Below are 5239 nucleotides of genomic sequence, written 5' to 3' on the forward strand. Positions count from 1 at the left end.
CGCACGGCTCTGGTCACCCATCGCTTTGCGACCATCGGGGCGATGTCCTGCAATCCGGCCGTCGGTGGGCTTGGCAAGGGTCACCTGGTCCGCGAAATCGACGCGCTCGACGGACTGATGGGCCGGATCGCCGACGCCGGCGGCATCCAGTTTCGTGTGCTCAACCGCCGCAAGGGTCCGGCGGTGCGTGGGCCGAGGGCGCAGGCAGACCGCAAGCTTTACGCCGCCGCGATGCAGGCGGCCATTCGCGACACCGCCAATCTCTCCGTGATCGAAGGCGAGGCAGACGAGCTGATCGTGAGTGACGGTCGCGTCAACGGCGTTCGGCTGGCCGATGGCCGGGAATTCAAATCAGGTGCGGCGGTCGTGACCACAGGAACATTCCTGCGGGGCCTGATTCATCTCGGCGAGAAGAGCTGGCCGGCGGGCCGGGTCGGCGAGGCGCCGGCCATGGGATTGTCGTACTCATTCGAGCGCGCCGGTTTCGTGCTGGGACGTCTGAAGACGGGGACGCCGCCACGGCTCGACGGCACCACCATCGACTGGGCCGCGGTCGAGATGCAGCCAGGCGATGATCCACCTGAGCCGTTCTCGATCATGACCGATCGCATCGCGACGCCACAGATCCAGTGCGGCATCACCCGGACCACGCCTGCAACGCATGAGCTGATCCGAGCCAATGTGCATCGCTCGCCAATGTACTCCGGCCAGATCAAGAGCACCGGGCCGCGCTATTGTCCCTCCATCGAGGACAAGATCGTCAAGTTCGGCGATCGCGACGGGCACCAGATATTTCTTGAGCCCGAGGGGCTCGACGACACGACGGTCTATCCGAACGGCATCTCGACCTCGCTGCCGGAGGAGGTCCAACTCGCGATCCTGCCGACCGTTCCCGGACTTGAGCGCGTGCGGATGGTGCGGCCGGGCTACGCCATCGAGTATGACCACGTCGATCCCCGCGAGCTCGATCCGACCCTTGAGACGCGCAGGCTGCGTGGCCTGTTCCTGGCTGGACAGATCAACGGCACCACGGGCTATGAGGAAGCCGCCGCCCAGGGGCTGGTCGCCGGACTGAATGCCGCGCGCAGCGCCGGCGGTTCATCCCCGATCGTGTTCGACCGCGCCGACGGCTACCTCGGCGTCATGATCGATGATCTCGTCACCCGCGGCATCACCGAACCCTACCGGATGTTCACGTCTCGCGCGGAGTATCGGTTGACTCTGCGCGCCGACAATGCCGACCAGCGCCTGACCGACAAGGGCATCGCGCTGGGATGCGTCGGCACCGCGCGATCCGCTCGGCATCGCGCCAAGATGTCCGCGCTCGATACCGCCAGGTCGCTCGCCAAGTCGCTGAGTTTGACGCCGAATGAAGCTGCACGGCATGGGCTCGCGCTGAACAGGGATGGTCAGCGCCGCTCGGCCTTTGAACTGCTGGCCTATCCCGAGGTGGGCTGGCCCGAGGTGCGGGCGATCTGGCCGGAGCTTGCAGCCGTCGATCCTGCCATCGCAATCCATCTCGAAATCGACGCCAAGTACGACGTGTACCTGAACCGCCAGCGCGCCGACGTCGAGGCCTTCCGGCGCGACGAAGGTCTCGTGCTCGGGGACATCGACTACAGCCTGGTGCCTGGGCTCTCCAACGAGGTGCGCGGCAAGCTTGCCGCGGCCCGCCCCTGGACCGTGGGCCAGGCAGGTCGGCTTGACGGTATGACACCCGCCGCGCTCGGAATTCTGGCTGCATATCTGCGGCGTGAGGCTCGCAAGACAACGTCGCGCGCTTCGGCCTGAGGGAACGTTTCACGTGAAACGATCGGCATCTCCACCGGAGCAGGCAGATCGAGGACAGGCGTCATCGGATCAATCCGGCAAGGTAACCGCGCTCGCACTGACGCCCGTTTCGCGCGAAACAGAAGTACGGCTGGACCGATATCTCGCGCTGCTGCGCGAGTGGCAGGCCAAGACCAATCTGGTCGCGCCGTCGACTCTCCCTCATCTCTGGACCCGCCACGTCGCTGATTCGCTCCAGCTCCTTGCGCTTGCGCCAACCGCAAAGACCTGGCTCGATCTCGGCAGCGGAGGCGGCTTTCCCGGCGTCGTGCTCGCCTGCGCATTGGCCGAGACGCCGGGGGCAGTCGTGCATCTGATTGAGCGCAACGCAAAGAAGGCTGCGTTCCTGCGCGAAGCAATTCGCGTGACTAATGCGCCCGGACGCGTGCATTTTTCTGACATCAAAGATATTGTGGACAGGTTGGATGATCCGGTCGATTGCGTCACAGCCCGCGCGCTGGCTCCGTTACATCAATTGATTGGGTTTGCGGAGCCGGTGGTGAGAAGAGGTGCGAAAGCGCTGTTTCTCAAGGGCCAAGATGTAGAGGCAGAATTGACCGAAGCTACTAAGTATTGGAATATCACGCCGCATCTTCATGCCAGCCGTACGGGTGGACAAGGCTGGATCGTCGAACTCGACCACATCGAGCGACGCAGGTAGTTCGCCGGGGCAAAAATGGCGTTCGCGCATGACCACAATTGATGAAATATATCAAGAGGATAGAGCGCCTCAGCCGGAGGGGCATCCACGCATCCTGGCGCTGGCCAACCAGAAGGGCGGAGTCGGCAAGACCACGACCGCCATCAACCTCGGCACCGCGCTGGCCGCGATCGGCGAGCGGGTGCTGATCGTCGACCTCGATCCGCAGGGCAATGCCTCCACCGGCCTTGGCATCGACCGCCGCAACCGGAGCTGCTCGACCTATGACGTACTGGTCGGCGAGGCACCCTTGCGCGAATCGATCGTGGTCACGGCCGTGCCGCGGCTGCACATCGCCTGCTCGACGATGGATCTTTCCGGTCTCGAGCTCGAGCTTGGATCGACGCCGGGCCGTGCCTTCCGGCTGCGCGATGCGATCGCCGGCCTCAACAACAACGTCTCGCCGGAGGCGGACTACACCTATGTGCTGATCGATTGTCCGCCCTCGCTCAACCTGCTGACCGTGAACGCGATGGCGGCGTCGGATGCGATCCTGGTGCCGTTGCAATGCGAGTTCTTCGCGCTCGAAGGTCTGTCGCAATTGCTGCAGACGGTCGAGCAGGTGCGCTCGACGCTGAACCCGAACCTGTCGATCCACGGCATCGTGCTCACGATGTTCGACTCCCGCAACAATCTGTCCAACCAGGTGGTCGCCGACGTGCGGCAGTTCATGGGCGCCAAGGTCTACAACACCATGATCCCGCGCAACGTGCGCATCTCGGAGGCGCCATCCTATGGCAAGCCGGTCCTGGTCTACGATCTCAAATGCCCCGGCAGCGAGGCCTATCTGAAGCTCGCGACCGAGGTGATCCAGCGCGAGCGCGATCTGCGGCCGCACTGACGGGATATGGCGATGGCCAAAGAAACCGGTTCGCGACTGGGCCGCGGTCTCGCGAGCCTGATCGGCGATGTTGGCGGCGAGGCCGCCCATGTCGAACGGCCGCGCAGCCAGCGCAAGGTGCCGATCGAATTCCTCAAACCCAATCCGCGCAATCCGCGCCGCAGCTTTGCCGATGCCGAGCTCGCCGAGCTCTCCGAATCGATCAAGCAGCACGGCGTGATCCAGCCGATCGTGGTGCGCCCGGTGAAGGGAGCGCAGGACCGCTACGAGATCATTGCCGGCGAGCGGCGCTGGCGTGCCTCGCAGCTCGCGGGCCTGCACGAAGTGCCGGTCGTGCCGATCGACATCAGCGACAGCGACGCGCTGGAGTTCGCGATCATCGAGAACGTGCAGCGCGAAGACCTCAACCCCATGGAAGAGGCGCAGGGCTATCATGCGCTCGCCAACGAGTTCAAGCGCAGCCAGGAAGACATCGCCAAGGCCGTCGGCAAGAGCCGCAGCCATGTCGCCAACATGATGCGGCTGACCAAGCTGCCGGCGCAGGTGCAGGCCTTCATCGCCAACGGCCAGCTCTCGGCCGGCCACGCCCGGGCGCTGATCGGCGTGCCCGATCCACTCGCCGCCGCCAAGCGCATCGTCGACGAGGGTCTCAACGTCCGTCAGACCGAAGCGCTCGCGCACGAGGCGGGCGTGCCGGAGCGCAAGCCGCAGAAGGCGCGCGCCGGCGGTGGCGGCAAGAGCAAGGACCCCGACACCGTGGCGTTGGAGAAGCGGGTCAGCGATGCGCTCGGGCTGAGCGTCAGCGTCAACCACCGCGATCCCGGCGGGTCCGTCCAGATCAACTACCGCAACCTCGAGCAGCTCGACGAGGTGATGCGCCGGCTCGAGCGCAGCGCCTGACGGCGACGCGGACTGCCGCAACGTCGTCATCCCCGCCGCCGCGCGTTCACCGCGATCGCGAGCAGGGCGCGTTGCGCGATCACGGCGGCGAGCGCGGTCTGCTTGCGCATCTCCAGCGCGGCGGTCGCGAGCTGCTCGATGCTCGCGGCCAACCGGCCCACCGAGAGGTTGCGCAGCGCGATCTCGACCATCGGCTTGCGCGAGAAATGCAGCCGCGGATAGCCGCCCTCGAGCAGGGACGAGAGCGGCGCGCCTTCGCCGAGCGAAAGCGCCGACTTGTGCAGCCAGGCCGCCTGCCGCTGCGCCGAGGCGATGATCAGGCCGGGATAGGTGCCGGCGACCATCGCCTTGGCGAACTCGGTCTCGACCAGTTCGGGCCGGCCGGCAAAGGCGCCGTCGACGATCGGGTCGAGCTTCAGCTCGGAGGCATCGGCGACGACGGTCATGACATGGTCGAGCGTCACCTCGCCCTCGCCATGAGCGAACAGCGTCAGCTTGCGCAACTCGTTGCGCGAGGCCTGGCGGTCGCCGCCAAGCAGCGCGGTCAGTGCCGCGCGCGCATCCGGCGCGATCCGCAGTTTCGCCAGCCGCAGCTCGTCGTCGATCAGCTTGGCGAGATCGCGCTCGCCGTCCGGATAGCAGCCGATCGCGACCGCGGTCTTGGCGCGCTCGCACGCCTTGCGCAGCAGGTGATCCGGCCTGAGGTCGCCGGCCTCGATCACGATGCGGCAATCCTTCACCGGCGTTTCCGCCAGCGTCTCGACGCCGGAGGCAAAGCTGCGCGAACCGGTCCGGACACGGATCGCCCGCCGGCCGCCGAACAGCGGCACGGTCAAGGCCTCGTCGACCAGCCTGGACGGCTCGGCGGCGAGTTCGTCGCCGTCGAGCCTGACCAGCGAGAAGGGATCGGTCGGATCGTCGACTGCGGAGGCCAGCAATGCATCGGCGCGCTCGCGGACCAGGCCGGC

Annotated in this window: 5 protein-coding genes; 4 read left to right on the top strand and 1 reads right to left on the bottom strand. The window is 66.2% G+C overall.

Annotated elements, in window-relative coordinates; genetic code table 11:
* The 4 genes from mnmG to JOY90_RS26400 all read left to right on the top strand — a co-directional run.
* Positions 1–1791: tRNA uridine-5-carboxymethylaminomethyl(34) synthesis enzyme MnmG (gene mnmG, locus JOY90_RS26385; RefSeq protein ID WP_291694038.1), on the top strand; the 1791-nt coding region annotated here is incomplete at its 5' end.
* Between the two features lie 97 nt (positions 1792–1888).
* Positions 1889–2491, top strand: coding sequence for a 16S rRNA (guanine(527)-N(7))-methyltransferase RsmG (gene rsmG / locus JOY90_RS26390; RefSeq protein WP_291694042.1), 603 nt, complete (start codon positions 1889–1891; stop codon positions 2489–2491).
* Positions 2492–2519: 28 nt separating this feature from the next.
* Positions 2520–3371, top strand: coding sequence for a ParA family protein (locus JOY90_RS26395; RefSeq protein WP_291694039.1), 852 nt, complete (start codon positions 2520–2522; stop codon positions 3369–3371).
* Between the two features lie 12 nt (positions 3372–3383).
* Positions 3384–4271, top strand: a complete 888-nt coding sequence (locus JOY90_RS26400) for a ParB/RepB/Spo0J family partition protein (protein ID WP_291694040.1) — start codon at positions 3384–3386, stop codon at positions 4269–4271.
* Positions 4272–4297: 26 nt separating this feature from the next.
* On the opposite strand, the gene holA is transcribed toward JOY90_RS26400, so the two are convergent.
* On the bottom strand, positions 4298–5239 hold a 942-nt coding region (gene holA, locus JOY90_RS26405; RefSeq protein ID WP_291694041.1), incomplete at its 5' end, for a DNA polymerase III subunit delta.

Source organism: Bradyrhizobium sp. (assembly GCF_019242285.1).
GTDB lineage: Bacteria > Pseudomonadota > Alphaproteobacteria > Rhizobiales > Xanthobacteraceae > Bradyrhizobium.